This window comes from Methylobacterium sp. WL18 (assembly GCF_008040015.1).
In the GTDB taxonomy this organism is placed as follows: Bacteria; Pseudomonadota; Alphaproteobacteria; order Rhizobiales; family Beijerinckiaceae; genus Methylobacterium; species Methylobacterium mesophilicum.
Map to the genome: position 1 here is coordinate 1 of NZ_VRVD01000951.1, position 1,308 is coordinate 1,308.

Genomic DNA, 1,308 nt, shown 5'->3' on the forward strand with positions numbered 1-1,308 from the left:
GGCCGGGAGGGCGCCGGTACCGTGCCGGACGCGCCCGGCTGCCGGTCCGCTGCGAACGGGAAATGGCCGAGCAGAGCGGGCGTGAAGGTGGGCCGCCCGGAGCCGGTCAGCATCCCGCGCGCACGGACGATGCGGTCGAGCGACAGGGCGGCGGCGGCCGGGCTGTGGCGGCTCTCCAGGGCGATGCGCGCGAAGGCCCCGAGCCGCGCCCGCGCCCCGGCATCGTCCACCAGCTCGGCCAGGGCCTGGGACAGGGCGCCGGGCTCGAGCGGGACGAGGCGGCCGGACACGCCGTCGATCACCGACGAGGTCAGGCCGGAGGTGCGGTAGGCCAGCGTCGGCACCCCACACAGGCCGGCCTCGATCGGCGTCTGTCCCAAGGTCTCGTGGCGGCTCGCGGTGACGTGGAGGTCGCAGGCCCCGTACCAGGCGGCCAGGATCTCCTCGTCCGCGATCAGCCCCGGCACGAACAGGTTCGGCACGCCGAGCCGGGCCGGATCGTCGAGCCGGCCGATCGCCACGACGCCGACGCCCAGCCGCGCCACGGCCTGGAGCGCGGCGCGCAGATCGGAAAAACCCTTGTCGGGTCCGTCGACGATCACCGCCGAGACCAGGATCAGCACATCATCCGCTGGCAGGCCGAGCCGGCGGCGCAGGGCCGCACGGTCGCCGGGCCGGAACGCGGCGGTCGGGAAGGCCAGCCGGATCCGTTCGGCCACGGTGCCGGGCGGTGCCAGGTCCAGCGCGCGCGTCAAGGTCCAGTCGGAATTGGCCAGCAGCCACGGCCCGGCGACACCGGACAGGACGGCACGCTTGCGCGCGTGCATGCCGGCGATCCGGTTCGGGGCGAGCTGCGGGTACTCGTCCGGGCCGGGACAGGTCGCGTCGCAGCCGGTGACGGCGCGGGTGCAGGCGCGCGGATGGCAGCAGCGGCCGGTGAGCGGGAACAGGTCGTGCAGCACCAGCGCCACCGGGCCGCGCCGGGCGAGGCGCCCGACCACGTCGAGGCTGCGGGTCGCCCCATGCAGGTTGCCGGCGAGGATCAGAGCGGGGACGGCATCCGCGACCAAAGCCTCGGCCTTCGGGAAGGTGTCGGTCCATTCGGCGGCTTCGGGTCGGTCGCTCAGGGCGACGTGCGTCACCCGGTGACCGGCGAGCGCCAGAGCCTCGGCGAGCCGTCGCTGGGCCACGCCGGCACCGCCCTGGGTACCGGTGCCGGTGAGGGAAACGATCGACAGGGCGTCGGGGGCCTCGGCCGACGCCCGGTCCGCCCGCTGCAGCAGCACCGGGCGGCCGATGGTCCCGCGG

The 1,308-nt window shown here is 75.8% G+C and carries 1 protein-coding gene; it reads right to left on the reverse strand.

Translation table 11 applies throughout. From position 1 onward, the window contains the following. The coding region (locus FV228_RS29995; RefSeq protein ID WP_147857758.1) for a glycosyltransferase at window positions 1–1,308 on the reverse strand (1,308 nt) is incomplete at both ends.